Here is a 16,886-nt window from a genome sequence, read left to right as displayed (position 1 = left end):
GGGAAAGCCGATGGAAACACAGATGGACCTTGCGACATTGGAAGAAAGGTTGAAGGTGGGTGGTTGGTTCGAAGTCTCCCGCGACGTATGGCATAACTTCTACCCGAAGGTGCCGGACGATGTGATTGACCTGTTGAGGCAGTACCCACCGGAAAAAATTTGCACAGACTGCGGAGCGCCTTTGGTGGCGACATTCACTCCACAGCGGGCGCAGATGTGGGAGATCATGGAGTGTCAACAGTGTAGGCTTGCCGTTCTGGTGGCGGCCAGGGACCGGGACATGGATGTTACGCTGCGTGATCGTGGTATGCCGAAGCGCCACCGCCATGCACGGCTTGGTGATTTTCCGGCGACTATCATCGACGCCATTCCCGATGATCGTGGCGTTTATATCCATGGCCCGGTGGGTAGTGGCAAGACGCATTTATTGTGCGCTGTGATGCGCTCAGAGGCTGTAGGTAAAGCGATTTACACTGACCCTAAGGGGGAATATCAACTGCGTGAATTTCATCGCTATCCGCTTCTGACGTCGATACAGGAAGTGCTTCACGAGGTGCGCGGCACATACAACACCAGGGGTGGCGATACCGAAGAGGGGATCCTGGAAGAGGTGTCGGATGTGCCGCTGCTCCTACTGGACGATGTTGGGGTGGAGAAGCCAACCGAGTGGGCGCTGGGCATGATCTACCTGATAGTGGATAGGCGATACCGCGACAACCGGCGAACGTTCTTTACTTCCAATTTGTCCCTGGCCGAGCTGGCCGAACATCTGAACGACCGGATTGCAAGCCGTATAACCGAGATGTGCACGGTGATCAGGTTGGACGGTCGGGACAGAAGACTGAAAGGGGGTGTGTAATGGAGTTATCACAACCCGATTCAATGTGGCCGCCGGACCTTCGACCTCAGCCGCATGAGCTGCATGGGCTTCGTCCCGGTTCGATTGTCAAACTCTACGCCCGCACCGGTTCAGCCATCTGGTGCCGCGTCGCCGAGCATCGGCGACAGGAGAAGGTGTTCGTCGCCGAAATCGAAGACACCCCGTGTGATGGTCTGCGGCGCGGAGACAAGCTGACGTTTACCAAGGCTGATGTGTGGGAGGTGTGCTGATGACCACCGGGGCCACCCATATCGTATGGGCCGCCAGGACTGCAACCGGACCTGGCCCCCCGCACGCAATAACGCGAATTAAAATTGGGGGGTATGCCGGTTTCAATCTTCACAACCCTTAGTCGCCGAAACCGCCCCATGACTCTCAATTTTTAGAAAATAATTCGAAACAATTGTTTTGAGGAAAGCATGAAACCGAATCCCAAATGGCATAAAGAGACAACGCAGTTTTTCAAGACCCTCCACCAAACCTGGCAGTTCCCAGACGACGAGCAGCGGGTTGTGATGGCGACCTGTCAAAACCTCGACCTGTTCTGGAAGGCTACCGACCAAATCGAGCAAGCGGGCATGACCTTCGTCACCGAAGCCGGATTGGTCCGCAAGCATCCAGCGTGTGAAATAGCAAAAAACGCCTGGGCTGGTTTTCTCGCCGGGTGCCGCTTGCTCGGTATCTGTCAACCCGAACCCGACCCCAAGCGCGGCGTGGGCCGACCGCCGGGCCCCGGCAAGCAGTTCGCGAGGTGAACAAGATGGCGATAAAGAAAGCAAGCATTGCACCACTGGAAGCATGGCAGGAGCGATACCTGGCCAGCGATGGCCGGCGCCTGCCGTATGAGGATTTTTCCCCCTGGCCGACCGCCTGTTACTACTTTCGCCTGTTCGACGGAGAAGGCCCGCCGCTGCTGGACCCTGCCAAGGCGCGGCATCCGTCTAACCTGTGGAAAGAATACGGCGGCGAATTTCTGGCTGCATTCATCGCCAGAAACCCCGGCACGCGGCCGCTGCCCTGGTGGACCTGGGACGCCCCAGACGCGGCGAATCCTGCCGACCAGGGCAGTGACCCTGACCACTACCAAAAGGCCGTTGCGCAGGCGCAGAGGCGGTCACGGTGGACGCCGGAGAAGCAAGCGGCTTTTCTACACAAACACGGACTGTTGCAGGAAAAGGAAAAGCATAAAATCATTGCTTTCAACCCACAAACGTAGTATTATAGGAGAATAGCAAAATGGCACACTCACTTGGAAAAGCATCATGGAATTTTGGCCCACCCGAATCAAAACAATCCCTCACCGCCGAGCAAGTGGACCAAAAGGCCCACGAAATCAGCAAACGCTATGCCGATGTGCTGCTCAACTTGGGCGTGGCCTGCACTCAACTGGCGGCCGCCGGCGATGTGCTGGGGCTGCAATGCATATCTGTTGCGACCAAGGCGCTCTTGGCCGATGCGGTGACGCAATGTGCGGCGGCAATGGGTGTGGTCGATGAGATACTTGAATAGTATAGGTCCGAGGCTATTGCAGCGGGACGCTGCACAAGCCTTCAGCGGGACGCTGACAGGACCGACGCGGAAAGGGTATAGCACCATAGGCAACCACTTAAAGATGCGATGTGCAACGGGACGTTGCGCGGAGAAGTTGGAAACCGGACCCATACGGGACGTTGGCAAGGATTCCAGCGGAACCGATTCGAAATTCAACGGGATGTTGACCTTCGGATGGGAGTAGGCAAAACACACGATTCAAACACTTCCTATTCGAAAGGATAATCTACCATGAGGACAGCAAACGGAGTACAATCCGACATTGAATTTGTCGAAAGCAAAGTCGAAACCCTGCGTAAACGTGCGGCCGCCGATGGTCGCCAACTCACCAAGCCTGAACAGGCCTTGATGGCCGAGTACAACGAAGCGATTGCGAAGCTGCAAAACGAACTGGACCACATGCCCCAGCGGGCGTTGACCGTCCAACTCGGCGGCGGCCGTACTACCGACCGCACCCTGTTCAACTCTTTTGGCGAACAGCTCCGTGCCATCCGCGATGCCGGTATCCCTGGCGGCCCCGTGGACAATCGCTTGCATCAGGTGGTCAACTCTGCTTCTGGTCTGAACGAAACCGTGCCCTCCGATGGCGGGTTTTTGATTGAGAAGCAATTCGCGGCCGAACTGCTGCAAAACGTTTACGAAAGCGGCCAAGTTGCCAAATTGTGCAGGCGTATCCAAATCAGCGGCAACAGCAATGGAATCAAGATTCCAGGCCTTGACGAAACGTCCCGTGCCACCGGCAGCCGTTGGGGTGGCGTGCGAAGTTATTGGGTTGGTGAAGCCGAAGAGAAGACCGCCAGCAAACCCAAATTCCGCCAGATCGACTTGGAGTTGAAAAAGTCGGCCGTGCTGATTTACGCCACCGACGAGCTGTTGCAGGACAGCACCGTGCTTACCGAAGCCATCGGCCGCATGGCCCGCGATGAGCTGGCCTTTGCTCTGGACGATGCCATCATCAACGGCACCGGTGCCACCCAGCCGCTGGGCATCTTGAACAGCGGCGGTCTGGTTACCCAAGCCGCTGAAAGCCAAGCGGCCGGCACCCTTGTTCCTGAAAATATAGTCAAAATGTGGGCGCGCCTACTTCCCGCTTCACAAAAAAGTGCTGTTTGGCTGATAAATCAAGAATTACTCCCGCAGTTGTATTTGTTGACCCTGGAAGGTTCATCCGGCGGCGTGGCGCCCTTGTATATGCCCGCGCAGGGGCTGTCTCAAGCCCCCTATGGCACGATCTTCGGCCGCCCGGTGATTCCCATCGAGCAATGCCAGGCACCCGACACCGCCGGCGACATCATCCTCGGCGACTTCTCCAACGGCTACATCCTGGCCGAGAAGGGCGGCATTGATGCTGCAATGAGCATCCACGTTCGGTTCGTTTACGATGAATCGGTTTTCCGGTTCGTGATGCGGATTGATGGTCAGCCGGTGCTGTCGGCGCCGATCAGTCCGTTCAAGGGCTCCAACGATGTTGGTCATTTTGTGTGCTTGGCGGGTAGCCGCAGCGCTTAGCATACAGTTTCGCGGGACGGTCCCGCGACAGGACCAGCGTACCGTGTCCTGGGCAGTTGCCGAATAACGGGCGCACTGGGTACGTTTTCATTTGGGGCCGCCCTTACCTTCGGGTGGGGCGGCCGCTCCTTCCTCAAAAGGGGTGCCGATGCTGTTGCCCAACGAACCATTGCCACCCCGCCTTCCCGATTGCGCCCACTACTATTCCTGTTTGACCGCTGCCGCCCATGCCGATTGCCTTTTCTGTTGTGTCGATTGTGACCGCTATCGTCTCGCCGAACCATCCCTGACCCTTGACGAGCTGCATGGGGTGCTATCCCTGCTGGCGCTTGTCCTGGGCCGCCACCCTAATGCCATCCGGCGCGCCATGCGTGGGCCCCGGCCATGGCGTGAATTTAACCCATACCAAGGCATAGGCCAAGGGGCGTTCGTCGAGTAGGTGCGCCCCTGGTGTGTTGATTTTCGCTTGACGGGGCGTTGGGGCCGTGGCATGGTCACAATATCCTAAAAATTATGACCGTGGGAACTACGCAATGCCGACTTTCCAAAAAACCAAGCGCGTCTGGATGCGGGAACCCGCAAGGGCCCGGCGGCCGTCATAAGCCGTAGGACATCCAGACGCGTTTCGTTTTTATGGGGGTGGTCACATGGACAGGGACAAAATCATTTTCTGGAGAGATAAAGTGTCGGGGCGGGTGCTGGGGGTTAAGCATTTTCACGGCCTTTTTATGGTCAGGGATTTTGACCGGGCGGTCGCAGGGGACGAGAGGGTGTTTTCCGAGGCGCTTAGACGCCAGCGTATACATGCGTGCGTCTTAACAGAGGCAAAGCAGCGGCTGCGCAATCCTGTTCACAAGAGGACGGGGGAGCCGTTGACCGAGGGCGGCATCAAGGGGTTTCAGACCCAGCTGTCCCAAGCCAGAAAAACCCTGTATGCGAACCGCATCCTGATTCAGGGCCTGATTGCATGTGGGCTGCACAAATCACGCCCGGCCAATGTGGTGGACTTTCTGGAATGGAAAGCCAAGAGGGCCGCCAACGGCGATTGGTAGCCGACCACAACCGCACCATCGGGGCCGCCCTTCGGGGTGGCCCTTTTTTTGTCTGCAATTGCAGACACCATCCGTGGCCGGATTTATGAGCGGGCGAAGAAGGGTATGGGGGGCGACAGGAAAAGCGAAAAATCAAATGCTCACAATGAGCAATTGATTGAACCCTCCACCGACACCGCCGAAAAAATAGCATCGCAAACCGGCGTTTCCGCCGAGGCGCTGTATGAGGCTGAAGCGAAAAATCGGCAGGGAGAGCGAACCGACCTTAAAAACAACATTCCGTCAAATTTGACGGAAAGTCCAGCGCCCCCTCGATATTACCATTGCGACTGCGGATGCGTTTACCCTGTAAATCTAAAGCAATGCCCTGATTGCGAAGACCACCGCAAGGCCAGAGAGCGAGAACGTGAAACCCGCACCAAGGCCGCCAAGCATGCCGGGACCAGTACGGGCAAGGCCGTGGGGGGCCCTGGTGGGTGCCATGGGGGCCGCTCCTTATATAATAAGAGGGGGCACTACCAGGGCATTGACCGGATATGCTTACACCACCGCTTACACGGGCGATTTTTCCAAAAAAAGAGGGTTACGTTTTTAGCGTAACCCCTTGTTTTTATTGGCGCGCCCGGCAAGATTCGAACTTGCGACCTACGGATTCGTAGTCCGGCACTCTATCCAGCTGAGCTACGGGCGCGGATGAAAGCGATTGAAACCGGGGCATTGTTTAAGCTATAGTCGGCGGGTTGTCAATGGTTTGTTGGAGATTTTGTGAAATTCGTCAGGGTGGGGCGGGGCCATTGGTAGAGCGGGACGAGCGGGCGGAAACGGCAGCGGATGCCGATCGCCGTTTCATGGGGTTGGCGCTGATCGAGGCGCGGGCGGCGGCGGCGGAGGGGGAGGTGCCGGTGGGGGCCGTGCTGGTGGACGGGCGGGGGGAGTTGCTGGCCGCTGCCCGCAATCGCACCATCGGCCTGTGCGACCCCAGCGCCCATGCCGAGATGCTGGCGATCCGCGAGGGGGCCCGCCGGGTGGGAAACTATCGTTTGTTATCAACCACCTTATATGCTACTGTCGAGCCCTGTCTGATGTGCATGGGCGCCATCGTTCACGCCAGGGTGGCCCGGCTGGTTTATGGAGCCCCCGATCCCAAATGGGGAGCGGCGGGCTCTTTGTATGACTTTTCGGGGGACATCCGGCTGAACCATCGGCCGCAAGTGACGGGCGGTGTGTGCCTCGAGGCGTGCCGGGAGTTGATGCGCGCCTTTTTTCAGGTCCGGCGCCGGGCCCTGCCGGGCCGTGCCGTGGATCAGGAGGGGGATGTGCCTGGCGGCACGTTTGAATGATGCCGGTCGTGTTTTCTATCTGATTCGTTTACGATTTAATAATGGTGCATTGGACAGTCTTTTTAATGTAATACTTTAATGTTCGTGGTCGCGGCGCCCCGTGTGCCCGACGGCCGCTTCGCAGCGGAGCAGGAACCAACCGTTTGACCGATTTCGCTTAGCGCGCAGCGCGGCAAGGTAAAAGGAGTAACCGGTGGCCAATATCGTGATCATTGGAACCCAGTGGGGGGACGAGGGCAAGGGTAAAATCGTCGATCTTTTAGCGGCGGACGCCGATGTGGTGGTCCGTTTCCAGGGCGGCAACAATGCGGGGCACACCATGGTGGTCAATGGCGAGCAGACCATCAGTCATCTGGTGCCGTCGGGCATTCTGCAGGGCAAGATGTGTTTGATCGGCAACGGGGTGGTGGTCGATCCCGGCGTGCTGATCGAGGAGATGGATTATCTGTCCGGCAAGGGAGTGGCCTGCGAACCGGAGAACCTCATGGTGAGCGAGCGGGCCCAGGTGATCATGCCCTACCACAAGGAGATCGACAAGGCCCGGGAAAAACAGAAGGGCAAGGACAAGATCGGCACCACCGGCCGCGGCATCGGCCCGGCCTACGAGGACAAGGCCACCCGGCGGGGAGTGCGCTTCGCGGACCTGATCGACCCGGAGGTGTTCAACCGCAAATTGGCCGACATTCTGCCGGAGAAAAATTTTTACCTGGAACACTATTTCCATGAAGCGCCCATGTCCCGCGAGGCCATTGCCGAAGAGTACAGCGCCATGGCCCGGCGGCTGGCGCCCCACGTGACCGATGCCTCGGTGGTGGTCAACAGCGCCATGGCCGCGGGGCGCAAGGTCCTGTTCGAGGGGGCCCAGGGCACCCATCTGGACATCGACCACGGCACCTATCCCTTCGTCACCTCATCCAACACCGTTTCAGGCAACGCCTGCTGCGGCGCCGGCGTCGGGCCCACCCGCATCGACGGCGTGCTGGGGGTGGTCAAGGCCTACACCACCCGCGTGGGGGCCGGCCCCTTTCCCTCGGAGCTGTTCGACGCGGTGGGCGACTACATGCAGGAAAAGGGTGCCGAGTTCGGCGCCACCACCGGCCGCCGGCGTCGTTGCGGCTGGCTGGACATGGTGATCCTGAACAACGCCGTGCGCCTCAACGGCCTGACGGGGCTGGCCATCACCAAGCTGGACGTGCTCGGCGGCCTCAAAGAGCTGAAGATCTGCATCGGTTATCGCTACAAGGGCAAAATCATGGACACCTTCCCGGCCAACCTGCATGTGCTGGCCGAATGCGAACCGGTCTATGAAACCATCGATGGCTGGGAAGAGGATATTTCCGGCATCGACCGTTACGACCGGTTGCCGGACAAGGTGCGCCGCTACCTGGACCGCATCGAGGCCCTGAGCGGCGTGCCCGTCCAGATCATCTCGGTGGGCCCGCAGCGCAACCAGACCATGGTGCTGCAAAATCCGCTGGGATAGCGAACTTTCGTCGTGGTTTCATCCCCGCCTCTGGACCGGGGGTGGCACCGGCAACTGGTCGCCAGTGCCACCCCCGAAACACACGACTTCCCCTTACACACACATCTAAACGACAGAATTCATTAACTTAAAACTTAACACTTAAAACTTAAAACTGCCCGCAAACCCTTTCCACTTGATTCAACATGATTTCAACATGCGATTGCCCTGGCAGAGGCCTCTATTTTTGATTGACAAGCGGATGATGATGGCGTAAAAACGGCGCTTTAAACGGGACATGGCTCAGTCTGGTAGAGCACAGCGTTCGGGACGCTGGGGTCGCAGGTTCAAATCCTGCTGTCCCGACCAATGAAATCAACGGGTTGCACCTTTTTCGGGCAGCCCGTTTTTTGTTGGCCGGCAACTTTTTCAAGGATAACGCACTTATTTTCTTGACAATAAACAGGGATCACATTAGATCATTGATATTGCAGGCGATACACGACATGCGAGGATTCGCGAGCAGGACGATAGACGACAATAAAGGAGCCGTTGTATCATGACGCTGACCAAAGCCCAGATTGTGGAGATCATTCACGAAGAGCTGCCATTTCCCAAGAACAAGAGCACCGAAGTTGTCGAAGAGTTGATTGAAATCATCAAACGGACTTTGGAAAACAATGAAGACGTGCTGATCAGCGGCTTCGGAAAGTTCTGCGTCAAAAACAAACGGGAGCGGCGCGGCCGCAACCCCGCCACCGGCAACGATCTGATCCTGTCCCAGCGCAAGGTGGTCACGTTCAAATGTTCCGGCAAATTGCGCGAGAAGATCAATTCCTGAAGAATCGGGGGGGCACCATGGCGGGCGTTTCCTTTGGCGTCCGCCCAACAGCGCCCCCGCCTTCACGGCCCCCAGCGGTCGCACGGCAGCGCGTCGGTGAAGATCCCTTGCCGCAACGCCTTGGCCGTGGCCGAGGCAACCCCGCATCCCCGCAGGTCGGTCGGAAAGTAACCGCCCCATGACCCCCGAGGCGCGTTTAAAAACCATTCAGCTCCACATTGCGCGGATGCCCAGCCTTTCCACCACCGTCGCCAAGGTGCTGGAAGTGTGCAACAATCCCTTCGCATCGCCCCAGGAGCTGAACCGGGTGATCTCCCTGGACCCCGTACTGGCCGGCCAGGTGCTCAAGCTGATCAATTCCGCCTATTACAGTCTGCCCAACCGGATCGGATCCCTGACCCGGGCCATCATCATGCTGGGCGTCAACACGGTCAAGAACCTGGTGCTGGCCACCTCGGTGCTGGCGGCCTTCAAAGGCAGCAAGGCGAACGCCCTGTTCGCCATCGACGATTTCTGGGCCCACAGCCTCTGCGTGGGCGCCGCCACCAAGGAGATCGCGCGGCTCGACGGGGTGCCGCCCATGGAGCAGGAGGAGTATTTCGTGGCCGGGCTGCTGCACGACCTGGGCAAGCTGCCCATGGCGGCCTGCTTTGCCGATGCCTACTCGCGGGCCATGCGCCGCTGCCGGGAACAGGAGGTGCCGCTGTTCAAGGCCGAACGGCAGGAGGTGGGGTTCGATCACTGCCAGGTGGGATGGCTCATCGGCGCCAAGTGGAAACTCAACGCGGCCATGCAGCATGCCGTGGTGCACCACCACCAGCCCCTGGCGGAGGGCTGCCGGCCGGACCGGCTGCTGCTTTTCGTCAGCCTGGCCAACCAGATGGCCCATCAGTTCCGGATCGCCACCGCGGGCGACGATTACCAGGACCGGCTGCTGATCCAGGAACTCGTCGAGCGCATCGGCACCGATGTGGCAACGGTGGCCGCCATGGAACCGCGGGTGCTGGCGGAGGTGGAAAAAGCCAAGGTGTTTCTCAAACAGAGTCGCAAAGGATAGGGTGATGCGGATCACTTTCTGGGGTGTGCGGGGCTCCATTCCATGCCCGGGGCCGGCCACGGTGCGCTACGGCGGCAACACCGCCTGTCTGGAACTCCACCTGCCGGAAATCGACCGGCGGATCATCATCGACGCCGGCTCCGGCATTCGCGAGCTGGGCAATCACATGCTGTCCCGGCACGGGAGCGGCGGCATCCGCGCGGAGATCTTCCTGACCCACACCCACTGGGACCACATCATGGGGTTTCCCTTTTTCGCCCCCATCTACCTGCCCGGCTCGCAACTGACCATCCACGGGCCGGTCACCTTCGAGGAAGAGCCCCTCAAGGAGGTGCTCAGCGGCCAGTGGACCTACCGCTACTTTCCCGTGCGCCACGAAGATCTTTCCGCCAACGTGCGCTATGTGCACCTCAAGGAGTCGGAATACGACCTGGGACAGGGCCTGCATCTGCGCACCAAGTTCCTCAACCACCCCCTGCTGTGCCTGGGATACCGCTTCGAATTCAACGGCAAGGTGTTCTGCACCGCCTACGACACCGAACCCTATGTCAACCTGTTTGCCTGCGACCCCGACGATCCCGATTACGATCCGGTCATGGAAGCCCGCGGCGAGCAGGTGGTGGCCGAGGAAACCCTGCGCCTGGAACAGTTCGTTCAGGACGCCGACCTGCTGGTCTTCGACACCCAGTACACCCGGCAGGAGTACCAGGCCGACCGCGTGGGCTGGGGCCACTTTCCCATCGAGCAGGCCATCGACATCGCCCGCCGCAACCGGGTCAAACAGCTCGCCCTGTTCCACCACGACCCCCAACGCACCGACGACCAGCTGGACGCCTTCACCGAGCGCTACTGCCGGCCCGACCCCGGCGCCCCGGACACCACCGTCTTCTTTGCCAAGGAAGGCATGGTGGTGGAGGTCTGATGGAAGGCCCGGCGCCTTTTAAACGTAAGCCCCGGACATGAAGCGCGCGATCTCCTTGCCGGCCAGCACCATCGTGCTGTCGGCGATCTGCTTGACCGGGTCATCGGCAGGCAGGGACGCCGCCAGCGGTTCAAGGCGGTTCAGCTCGGCTTCCACTTCCCGCAGGGCCGGCGCCAACTGCCGCAAACTGACCCTGCCATCGCCCAGCAGATTGCGATAGCGCTCCATGGCCGCCAGCATCCGGTCGGTGGCCGCGTGCACCTGCGTCGGCGCCGCCGCTGCCACCGGGGGCGCGGTCGCAATCCGCATGCCGGGGGAGGGGGCGGCCGGTTTTTGTGGTGCCGCCGCCCCACCATCGGCGGCCTTGCGCAGCACATCGGCGAAAGCGGGTTGCCCCGGCTTGGCCGGTGTGGCCGGTTTTTGCGTGGTCGCGCCCTGCTGCAGCGGATCGTTCCAATGAATCTTCATAAAAACCTCTCATTATCGTACCGGGGCGGGCGGCGGCGCATCATCCCGCATCACCTTGGCCCGACCCCATTCAATCCCGTTCATCCCATCCGAAGCAAGTATCATGCACAACGCAGACAACGGCCGCAAAAAAAAACCAACCAAAACGCCCCTTGCGACGCGTACCGACCGATGCACGCCGGTCGTCGTTCCATGCCCAACCAGCAAAAATATGCCATTATTCCAAAGGATAATGGCAATTCAGATCCGATATCCAACAAAATCGGTGCGCCGCCGCCTGTCACTCTCCCGACCACCGATACGCCTCGTCACGACGACCGGTCCATCGACACAACCCACCACCGCAATGCACGAATTGCCCTATGCAAAGCGCACAAGGAAAAAGTTGCCTAGAAAGTGTTCATCCGGAAATGGCAAATTGGGGTTCAGATCAATTGTCTCGGCCAAGTCTTCAGGCCAAAATGGAAGGCCGCAGCGATTTTGAAATCGACAGCGTAGCGGCCTTGCCCATCAGGCGTAGGGGCACGGCATGCCGTGCCCTTGCAACGGCAATGCAAGGGGGACGCTGAAGATCACAAACCGGAAACGTTGCGCGCAAACTCCGGATCCTGGAAAAGCTTCTTGGCGAACTTCAGGTACTTTTCGGCGATGGCGCGCACCGCCAATTGCAGCGCGTAGGGCTTGATCGGCTTTTCCAGCATGTGGTTGACGTCCGAGGCGATGCACATGTTGACGATGTCGTCGCTGGCATTGCCCGTGATGATGATGGCGTCTGAGTGGGCCGTGGGGAACTTGGCCTCCACCGAGTCCAGAAAATGGAAGCCGCTCACCCCGCCCAGGAACACATCCACGATGAAAATGGCCACCCCGATGTCCCGGCCGTGGCAATACTGCAACGCCTCATCCGGATCGGTGAAGGCCAACACATCGCCCCAAGTGTAGAAGCGCTTGACGATGGTTTCAATCAGCTCGCACACGGCGGGATCGTCATCCACGATGATTACATCCAGGCCTTCGGACATCGTTCCTCCAAGCGTTTGTTGAGTTTATTGAGTTTATTGAGTTTGTTGGGTTTATTGTGTTTGTTGGGTTTGTTGAGTTAAAATAGAGTTTTAAGTGTTAAGTGTTAAGTTTTAAGTTAAGGAATTCTGTCGATTGGATGTGGGGTTTTTTTGGGTTACCGGCTTTGGTGGTTCATTTTGTATTTTTCCATCTTTCGGTAGACGGTTGTCAAGTTGATTCCCAGAAGCTTGGCGGCTTCGGCCTTGTTGCCGTTGGTTTGCTTGAGGGCGCGGCCGATGAGCAGCTTTTCGTTTTCGCTGAGGTTGAGGGTCTGGTTGCCGATGTTGTTGGAGCCGCCCGTTTTGCGTACCTCCGGCGGCAGGTCGACCACCTGGATGGTGTCGCCCATGCCCAGGGCGAAGGCCCGTTCGATGACATTTTCCAATTGGCGCACATTGCCCGGCCAGTCGTAGTCCAGCAACAGGTCCAGGGCTTCGGGGGAGATGCGCTCCACCACCCGGTGGCTGTCCCGGCTGAACTTGGCCATGAAGTGATGCACCAGGTGGGGGATGTCGTCCTTGATTTCGCGCAGGGGCGGCATCTGGATGAAGATCACGTTCAACCGATAGTAAAGATCCTCGCGGAAGGTCTTTTTGCGGATCTCCTCCTCCAGGTTCTTGTTGGTGGCGGCGATCACCCGCACATCCACATCGCTCTCGCGGGTGTCGCCCACCGGCCGGATCTTGCGCTCCTGCAGCGCCCGCAGCAGCTTGACCTGCAAACTGGGCGGCACCTCGGCGATCTCGTCCAGGAAGATGGTGCCGCCGTCGGCCGCCTTGAACAGCCCTATGTTGTCCTTGATCGCCCCGGTAAAGGCCCCCTTCACATGGCCGAACAGCTCGCTTTCCAGCAATCCCTCGGAAATGGCCCCGCAGTTGACCGGAATGAACGGCTTGTCGCGGCGCACGCTGTTCTGGTGGATCACATTGGCCACCAGCTCCTTGCCCGTGCCGCTCTCGCCCTGGATCAGCACCGTGGGACTGCCGCTGCTGATGCGGTCGATCACCTCGTAAATCTGCTGCATCTTGCCGCTCTTGCCCACCAACTGGTCGTAATTGTAGCGGTCCTTCAGGCGCCGCTTGATCAGCACGTTTTCCAGTTGCAGCTTGCGCTTTTCGGCGATGCGGTCGATGAGAAGCTTGAGCCGCTCGAAGTTGATGGGTTTTTGCAAGTAATCGTAGCTGCCCAGCTTGAGCGCCTCGATGGCCGACTCGATGGTGCCGTAGCCGGTGACGATGATCACTTCCGTGGCCGGGCTGATGGACTTGATCGACTTGAGCAGGTCCAACCCGCTGATGTCGGGCATGATCAGATCGGTGAAAACGGCCGCATAATCCCGCTGCTTGATTTTTTCCAGGGCCGCCTTGCCGTTCCCCGCAGCATCCACCCGGTAACCGTTGCGATCCAGGTAGGTGGCCACCACATCCAGGATCTGCTGATCGTCATCGACGAACAATATCGGAAATTCTTGCATAAAGCCTAATGCCCCAACCCTCTCTCAGCCCACCGCCGCCGGCGCCGGCATTGCACCGTTGCACCCCGCAAACGGCGGTGGGCGACCCCGTTTCGCGCTTCCGCTGCCGGGCCGCTTCGACATCGCCTTGCCATGGATGCGGCCCGGGTAACGCCCGTGCCGGTCATTCCGTGGGCACAACCCCTCGCGGCGTCCGTACCACCATCCCATGTATTGTCAAAATAAGGAAAAAAAGCGACAACAGCCTATCCGGCATCACTGTTCACAACCCTTCGCAGCGAAATGGCCACCAAAGGCAACGCCAGCGCAACCGTTTGATATTAGGTTTACATATGCCATTGGATGGGGGGAGTGTCAAGGATGCTGGTTGGGCGGGTTGGGAATGATGAACGTTTAAGGCAAAAGTTGGTGTCGGGGGACTGGTTGGGCGCCGTTGGGCAGTTTTAAGTTTTAAGTGTTAAGTTTTAAGTTAATGAATTCTATCGATTATATGTGTTTGGGGGTGGTCGGGAAGATGGGGCCTGCCACGCATTGAGGCATACACCCCCGTAGGGGCACGGCATGCCGTGCTCGGGGAGCACCGATCACCCTGCATGGGTACAACACCCCGTGCCCCCACGGCGGTGGATGGGCCGGCGTTTGTGCAACACACCCAACAACCGACACCTGAATTCCAACAACGCGACCCATACCGACGAACAACATTATGCTTGGTTTACCGGCGCGCTATGATGACCCGCCGGTCATCTCCCCGTCACCCATCAAATAGGTCACCCGTCAAATCATTGACTCCAACACGTTGGAAATCATTGAAAAATGACCTAAAACCGGCATCTTCGGATGTGGCACATGAATTGCTAATGCCAATAATCGTGTTTTTTTGTCGATTTTGGCATGCACCTGCTGAGGAGAGAACGATGCTGACCGGTAATGTCGATGCCGAGACCCCGTGCCCGCCGGATACCGCCGAGCGGAATATCATCCCCCTGCTGACCGACCTGTTCATCGAAGGGCTGCGGGACGCGCCCCCGGCCGTTCCCGGTGGGGGCGCCCCCGTCCCGGCCGACGCCAAGAGCGGCACGGAAAGACCGTCGATTTTTCGCGTGCCCCTGGCGCCCCCGGCGGCTCAAGAAGAGGTCGCGCGGCATCAACCGGCACGCAGAAAAGGGGAGGCCGATCACGGTCGATCACAGACCATCTCCCGCACTCAAGACATCCGTGCCCTGATCCGATTCCTCTCCCACCGCTACAACAACCTGCTGATGGCCGTCTGGGGCAACATCACCCTGGTGCGCATGGCCCTGCCGGACGACCATCCCTTGTTGGAAACCACCCGCCGCATGGAAACCCTGATCCAGAGCGGCGCCTTCATGACCCACATGGTGCTGGGCTACCTCGGCGAGCGGCGGGCCGTGGCCAAGCGGTTGCGCCTCAACCAGTTGCTCAGGGAGTTGCGCCTGACCCCGTCCGACGGCCATCCCGACGACACCGCCGCCGATCTGGAAGCGCGTCTCAAAAATGCCCTGCGTCGACAAACCCCCGCCGTGATCGCCGAAGCCGCGGCCCGTGTCATGGCCTGGTTGTTCGCAAGTCTCCAGCAACACCTGCAAATCGATGCCCCTGTGCAGCCGCCAACCGGTCCCGCCCGGGAAAAATGGGCCGTCATCGCACAATTGACGGGACAAGGTTTGGCCCTGGCGCACGAACAAGGCTTGGCCGATTCGCAGGAAGCGATCTAACCTTTGCAATGCAATGCCGTTTGAGATAAAGAAAGCTGTTCCGCGAGGCCGTGCGACGCATGGGTCGCCGGTGGGGTGCGACCACCATATAGAGTGCTGTTACGTCTTTATGAACGATCCGGATCGAGACAATCCCGAGGCCCTCTCGTCCGACGCAGGGGCGCGTCATCGCACCAAGATGCAGAATGTGCAAGCCCTGCGCGGCACACCTTTGCGCCGGCTGCTGCTGAGAACCTACATCCGGTTTCTCAAGCTGCGGGGCGAACCGCGCGAGATCGCCCTGGGGTTCGCCCTGGGCCTCTTCGTGGCCGTCTCCCCCACCATGGGGGTGCAGATGGCCATCGCCATCTTCCTGGCCGCCCTGCTCAAATGGAGCAAGCTGGCCGCCGCCATCGCCGTGTGGGTCACCAACCCCCTCAGCGCCCCCTTCATCTACGGATTGACCTACTTCATCGGCGCCAGATTGATGGGGCTGCACACCCTGCGCAACCTGATGGGCGAACCCAACCTCAACGCCCTGATCGAAGCCGTCAAGAAAGCCCCCGAAATCCTCGGCGCCATGACCCTGGGCGGCATCATCCTCGGCATCCCCCTGGCCATCGTCGGCTACTACCTGGCCTACACCGCCGTGGTTCAGTACCAGCAACGCCTCAAAGACAAAATCGCGGTCCAGAAAGCCCGCATGCGTCACAACAAAGAGGTCTTCAAGGAAAAGATGCACGAACAAGCCGAACGGTTGCGGCTGAAACGGGAAAATCGGAAAAAGAAAAGGGCGCAGAGGAAGAAGGCGGAGAGGAAGAAGCGGAGGGGGTAGGGGGTTTGTTGAGTTGTTTGGGTTGGTTGGGTTGGTTGGGGTTGTTGTAATTTGATGCAATATGGGTAGTTTTAAGTGTTAAGTATTAAGTTTTAACACCGATTTTCGTAACACACATTCAAGCCTGCGACATTGAAATTTAATCGTCTGGCAGGGGGTCGAACGCAAATGATGTTATATGCAATGACGCTTCATTATTATATTGTAATAGTTAAAACATGAAGTCTGGATGTATGAGGATCGCTGAACGAATTAAAAATACATATAAAATGCAATAATATCAAATGTAAAACCATGGACGAACATTGTCTTAGAAGAAAACAGGCAAAAAAGTTATCATGTTTTATGTAATTTATTATTGACTTGTAAAACGTCATACCATATAACACAAAGCATGCGTGATGCCAAATTTTTCCTTCATCCCCGATTCGAGTGGCAACGCCGGTACGAGGCGCTGAGGGCAATGTTCGTGGATCGGCTGCCCCACAAGGTCGTCGCGGATAAATTCGGGTACACTCCCGGGTACACGCGTCTTTTGCGGCATCAATTCGTTCACGGCAAAATTGACCTTGCAGAGCCTGTCGCGCAAGGGGCTGTCCAGCGTCGCCGCGTTTCGGCTCAAGTTCGGACCAAGATTGTCGACTGGCGCAAACAGATGCTTTCCGCGGGACAGATTGTGGAGCTGCTCAGCGAAGAGGGTGTTGAAATTTCGGTC

Annotated in this window: 20 protein-coding genes and 2 tRNA genes; 16 read left to right on the top strand and 6 right to left on the bottom strand. The window is 58.6% G+C overall.

The window, feature by feature from the left end; all coding sequences use genetic code 11:
* The first annotated feature begins 10 nt into the window (after positions 1–10).
* The 6 genes from MRX98_RS10635 to MRX98_RS10610 all read left to right on the top strand — a co-directional run bounded on the left by MRX98_RS10635 (position 11) and on the right by MRX98_RS10610 (position 3,940).
* The gene (locus MRX98_RS10635) at positions 11–859 is read left to right on the top strand and encodes a P-loop NTPase family protein (RefSeq protein WP_246907051.1); all 849 of its coding nucleotides are present in this window, start codon (positions 11–13) and stop codon (positions 857–859) included.
* On the top strand, positions 859–1,110 hold the full coding sequence (locus MRX98_RS10630) for a hypothetical protein (RefSeq protein ID WP_246907049.1): 252 nt from the start codon (positions 859–861) through the stop codon (positions 1,108–1,110). The genes MRX98_RS10635 and MRX98_RS10630 overlap by 1 nt, the downstream gene beginning before the upstream one ends.
* A 189-nt stretch (positions 1,111–1,299) precedes the next feature.
* Entirely contained in the window at positions 1,300–1,635 is a 336-nt protein-coding gene (locus MRX98_RS10625) for a P27 family phage terminase small subunit (protein ID WP_246907047.1), read from the top strand.
* 5 nt (positions 1,636–1,640) lie between these two features.
* The gene (locus MRX98_RS10620; protein ID WP_246907045.1) at positions 1,641–2,096 is read left to right on the top strand and encodes a hypothetical protein; all 456 of its coding nucleotides are present in this window, start codon (positions 1,641–1,643) and stop codon (positions 2,094–2,096) included.
* 20 nt (positions 2,097–2,116) lie between these two features.
* Positions 2,117–2,389, top strand: a complete 273-nt coding sequence (locus MRX98_RS10615; RefSeq protein WP_246907037.1) for a hypothetical protein — start codon at positions 2,117–2,119, stop codon at positions 2,387–2,389.
* A gap of 273 nt (positions 2,390–2,662) precedes the next feature.
* On the top strand, positions 2,663–3,940 hold the full coding sequence (locus MRX98_RS10610) for a phage major capsid protein (RefSeq protein ID WP_246907035.1): 1,278 nt from the start codon (positions 2,663–2,665) through the stop codon (positions 3,938–3,940).
* Between the two features lie 133 nt (positions 3,941–4,073).
* Here MRX98_RS10610 and MRX98_RS10605 read toward each other — a convergent pair whose 3' ends face one another.
* The gene (locus MRX98_RS10605; RefSeq protein ID WP_246907033.1) at positions 4,074–4,247 is read right to left on the bottom strand and encodes a hypothetical protein; all 174 of its coding nucleotides are present in this window, start codon (positions 4,245–4,247) and stop codon (positions 4,074–4,076) included.
* Positions 4,248–4,587: 340 nt separating this feature from the next.
* Between MRX98_RS10605 and MRX98_RS10600 the strand changes: the two genes are divergently transcribed.
* Positions 4,588–4,992: a hypothetical protein gene (locus tag MRX98_RS10600; protein WP_246907030.1), complete on the top strand. Its 405-nt coding sequence runs from the start codon at positions 4,588–4,590 to the stop codon at positions 4,990–4,992.
* 614 nt (positions 4,993–5,606) lie between these two features.
* Here MRX98_RS10600 and MRX98_RS10595 read toward each other — a convergent pair.
* Positions 5,607–5,683 (bottom strand) — tRNA-Arg (locus MRX98_RS10595).
* 103 nt (positions 5,684–5,786) lie between these two features.
* Here MRX98_RS10595 and tadA point away from each other — a divergent pair.
* The 6 genes from tadA to MRX98_RS10565 all read left to right on the top strand — a co-directional run bounded on the left by tadA (position 5,787) and on the right by MRX98_RS10565 (position 10,614).
* Positions 5,787–6,332, top strand: a complete 546-nt coding sequence (gene tadA, locus MRX98_RS10590; RefSeq protein WP_343217753.1) for a tRNA adenosine(34) deaminase TadA — start codon at positions 5,787–5,789, stop codon at positions 6,330–6,332.
* Positions 6,333–6,525: 193 nt separating this feature from the next.
* Complete coding sequence (locus MRX98_RS10585) at positions 6,526–7,815, top strand: adenylosuccinate synthase (protein WP_246907028.1); 1,290 nt, start codon at positions 6,526–6,528, stop codon at positions 7,813–7,815.
* Positions 7,816–8,086: 271 nt separating this feature from the next.
* Positions 8,087–8,163: transfer RNA gene (locus tag MRX98_RS10580), tRNA-Pro, on the top strand.
* A 190-nt stretch (positions 8,164–8,353) separates the two neighbouring features.
* Entirely contained in the window at positions 8,354–8,635 is a 282-nt protein-coding gene (locus MRX98_RS10575) for an integration host factor subunit alpha (protein WP_246907026.1), read from the top strand.
* A gap of 178 nt (positions 8,636–8,813) precedes the next feature.
* The gene (locus MRX98_RS10570) at positions 8,814–9,692 is read left to right on the top strand and encodes an HDOD domain-containing protein (protein WP_246907025.1); all 879 of its coding nucleotides are present in this window, start codon (positions 8,814–8,816) and stop codon (positions 9,690–9,692) included.
* Positions 9,693–9,696: 4 nt separating this feature from the next.
* Positions 9,697–10,614, top strand: a complete 918-nt coding sequence (locus tag MRX98_RS10565) for an MBL fold metallo-hydrolase (protein WP_246907023.1) — start codon at positions 9,697–9,699, stop codon at positions 10,612–10,614.
* 18 nt (positions 10,615–10,632) lie between these two features.
* On the opposite strand, the gene MRX98_RS10560 is transcribed toward MRX98_RS10565, so the two are convergent.
* The gene (locus tag MRX98_RS10560) at positions 10,633–11,082 is read right to left on the bottom strand and encodes a hypothetical protein (protein ID WP_246907021.1); all 450 of its coding nucleotides are present in this window, start codon (positions 11,080–11,082) and stop codon (positions 10,633–10,635) included.
* Here MRX98_RS10560 and MRX98_RS10555 point away from each other — a divergent pair.
* Positions 11,071–11,475, top strand: a complete 405-nt coding sequence (locus tag MRX98_RS10555) for a hypothetical protein (RefSeq protein WP_246907019.1) — start codon at positions 11,071–11,073, stop codon at positions 11,473–11,475. The genes MRX98_RS10560 and MRX98_RS10555 overlap by 12 nt on opposite strands.
* 179 nt (positions 11,476–11,654) lie before the next feature.
* Here MRX98_RS10555 and MRX98_RS10550 read toward each other — a convergent pair whose 3' ends face one another.
* Both MRX98_RS10550 and MRX98_RS10545 read right to left on the bottom strand, forming a co-directional pair.
* Entirely contained in the window at positions 11,655–12,104 is a 450-nt protein-coding gene (locus tag MRX98_RS10550) for a response regulator (RefSeq protein WP_246907018.1), read from the bottom strand.
* A gap of 155 nt (positions 12,105–12,259) precedes the next feature.
* The gene (locus MRX98_RS10545) at positions 12,260–13,618 is read right to left on the bottom strand and encodes a sigma-54-dependent transcriptional regulator (protein ID WP_246907016.1); all 1,359 of its coding nucleotides are present in this window, start codon (positions 13,616–13,618) and stop codon (positions 12,260–12,262) included.
* Between the two features lie 917 nt (positions 13,619–14,535).
* Here MRX98_RS10545 and MRX98_RS10540 point away from each other — a divergent pair.
* Positions 14,536–15,357: a hypothetical protein gene (locus MRX98_RS10540; protein ID WP_246907009.1), complete on the top strand. Its 822-nt coding sequence runs from the start codon at positions 14,536–14,538 to the stop codon at positions 15,355–15,357.
* A 109-nt stretch (positions 15,358–15,466) separates the two neighbouring features.
* Entirely contained in the window at positions 15,467–16,171 is a 705-nt protein-coding gene (locus MRX98_RS10535; RefSeq protein WP_246907006.1) for a DUF2062 domain-containing protein, read from the top strand.
* A 373-nt stretch (positions 16,172–16,544) separates the two neighbouring features.
* Here MRX98_RS10535 and MRX98_RS10530 read toward each other — a convergent pair.
* A partial coding sequence (locus MRX98_RS10530) for a hypothetical protein (protein ID WP_246907004.1) occupies positions 16,545–16,886 on the bottom strand: 342 nt, incomplete at its 5' end.

Origin of the sequence: Desulfatitalea alkaliphila (assembly GCF_022968795.1) — a bacterium.
Classification (GTDB): domain Bacteria; phylum Desulfobacterota; class Desulfobacteria; order Desulfobacterales; family Desulfosarcinaceae; genus Desulfatitalea; species Desulfatitalea alkaliphila.
Note: the sequence above shows the minus strand (reverse complement) of the source record. Positions and strands in the feature narration are given on the sequence as shown.

What these genes read in the sequence shown, in the direction of transcription:
- MRX98_RS10625 (WP_246907047.1), top strand. Translation starts at nt 1,300, where the DNA reads ATGAAACCGAATCCCAAATGGCATAAAGAGACAACGCAGTTTTTCAAG.
- MRX98_RS10615 (WP_246907037.1), top strand. Translation starts at nt 2,117, where the DNA reads ATGGCACACTCACTTGGAAAAGCATCATGGAATTTTGGCCCACCCGAA.
- MRX98_RS10535 (WP_246907006.1), top strand. Translation starts at nt 15,467, where the DNA reads ATGAACGATCCGGATCGAGACAATCCCGAGGCCCTCTCGTCCGACGCA.
- MRX98_RS10575 (WP_246907026.1), top strand. Translation starts at nt 8,354, where the DNA reads ATGACGCTGACCAAAGCCCAGATTGTGGAGATCATTCACGAAGAGCTG.
- MRX98_RS10560 (WP_246907021.1), bottom strand. Translation starts at nt 11,082, where the DNA reads ATGAAGATTCATTGGAACGATCCGCTGCAGCAGGGCGCGACCACGCAA.
- MRX98_RS10630 (WP_246907049.1), top strand. Translation starts at nt 859, where the DNA reads ATGGAGTTATCACAACCCGATTCAATGTGGCCGCCGGACCTTCGACCT.
- MRX98_RS10620 (WP_246907045.1), top strand. Translation starts at nt 1,641, where the DNA reads ATGGCGATAAAGAAAGCAAGCATTGCACCACTGGAAGCATGGCAGGAG.
- MRX98_RS10635 (WP_246907051.1), top strand. Translation starts at nt 11, where the DNA reads ATGGAAACACAGATGGACCTTGCGACATTGGAAGAAAGGTTGAAGGTG.
- MRX98_RS10555 (WP_246907019.1), top strand. Translation starts at nt 11,071, where the DNA reads ATGAATCTTCATAAAAACCTCTCATTATCGTACCGGGGCGGGCGGCGG.
- MRX98_RS10550 (WP_246907018.1), bottom strand. Translation starts at nt 12,104, where the DNA reads ATGTCCGAAGGCCTGGATGTAATCATCGTGGATGACGATCCCGCCGTG.
- MRX98_RS10600 (WP_246907030.1), top strand. Translation starts at nt 4,588, where the DNA reads ATGGACAGGGACAAAATCATTTTCTGGAGAGATAAAGTGTCGGGGCGG.
- MRX98_RS10605 (WP_246907033.1), bottom strand. Translation starts at nt 4,247, where the DNA reads ATGCAGCTCGTCAAGGGTCAGGGATGGTTCGGCGAGACGATAGCGGTC.
- MRX98_RS10570 (WP_246907025.1), top strand. Translation starts at nt 8,814, where the DNA reads ATGACCCCCGAGGCGCGTTTAAAAACCATTCAGCTCCACATTGCGCGG.
- MRX98_RS10610 (WP_246907035.1), top strand. Translation starts at nt 2,663, where the DNA reads ATGAGGACAGCAAACGGAGTACAATCCGACATTGAATTTGTCGAAAGC.
- MRX98_RS10545 (WP_246907016.1), bottom strand. Translation starts at nt 13,618, where the DNA reads ATGCAAGAATTTCCGATATTGTTCGTCGATGACGATCAGCAGATCCTG.
- MRX98_RS10540 (WP_246907009.1), top strand. Translation starts at nt 14,536, where the DNA reads ATGCTGACCGGTAATGTCGATGCCGAGACCCCGTGCCCGCCGGATACC.
- MRX98_RS10565 (WP_246907023.1), top strand. Translation starts at nt 9,697, where the DNA reads ATGCGGATCACTTTCTGGGGTGTGCGGGGCTCCATTCCATGCCCGGGG.